Raw genomic sequence first — 1,064 nt, forward strand, 5'->3', positions numbered from 1 at the left:
TACGAGAGCAACCTCACCCACATGGTGGGCGTCGCCAAGCAGCGCCAGGCCGACACCGGCATCAAGCTGCTGTGGGGCACGGCCAACCTGTTCTCGCACCCGCGCTACATGAATGGTGCCTCGACCAACCCGGACTTCAATGTCGTGGCGCGTGCCGCGGTGCAGGTCAAGGCCGCGATCGATGCCACGGTGGAGCTGGGCGGGGAAAACTACGTGTTCTGGGGCGGCCGCGAAGGCTATGCCTGCCTGCACAACACGCAGATGAAGCGCGAGCAGGACAACATGGTGCGTTTCCTCACCCTGGCACGCGACTACGGCCGCAGCATCGGCTTCAAAGGCAACTTCCTGATCGAGCCAAAGCCCATGGAGCCGATGAAGCATCAGTACGATTTTGATAGCGCGACCGTGATCGGCTTCCTGCGTCAGCATGGCCTGGACAACGACTTCAAGCTCAATATCGAGGCCAACCACGCCACCTTGTCGGGCCATAGCTTCGAGCATGACCTGCAGGCGGCCTCCGATGCCGGCCTGCTTGGCAGTATCGATGCCAACCGCGGCAACCCGCAGAACGGCTGGGATACCGACCAGTTCCCGACCGATCTGTACGACACCGTCGGCGCGATGCTGGTGGTGCTGCGGCAGGGCGGGCTGGCGCCGGGCGGCTTGAACTTCGATGCCAAGGTGCGTCGCGAATCGTCCGACCCGCAGGGATCTGTTCCTGGCGCATATCGGCGGCATGGACGCGTTCGCACGCGGGCTGGAAGTGGCCAATGCACTGCTGACGTCTTCGCCGTTGGAGCAGTGGCGCGCCGAGCGTTACGCCAGCTTCGACAGCGGCGCAGGCGCGGACTTTGCCGCAGGCAAGATCACGCTGGCGGATCTGGCCAAGCACGCGGCCGGCAATGCGCCCAAGCAGATCAGCGGGCGCCAGGAAGCGTATGAAAACCTGATCAATCAGTATCTGACGCGTTGAGCATTGCCACTGCACGCGCCTGGCATCATTCGGCGCGTGCAACGACTATCTGCGGGGTGCCAGCCACCACACTGCGGCGGCCAGCAATGGG

At 63.9% G+C, this 1,064-nt stretch carries 1 pseudogene; it reads left to right on the plus strand.

The annotated features are described in order from the left end of the window. Positions 1 to 973: pseudogene (locus tag XAXN_RS17415) on the plus strand (xylose isomerase); the annotation flags it as partial. Positions 974 to 1,064: the final 91 nt, after the last annotated feature.

The organism is Xanthomonas axonopodis (assembly GCF_001304695.1).
In the GTDB taxonomy this organism is placed as follows: Bacteria; Pseudomonadota; Gammaproteobacteria; order Xanthomonadales; family Xanthomonadaceae; genus Xanthomonas; species Xanthomonas axonopodis.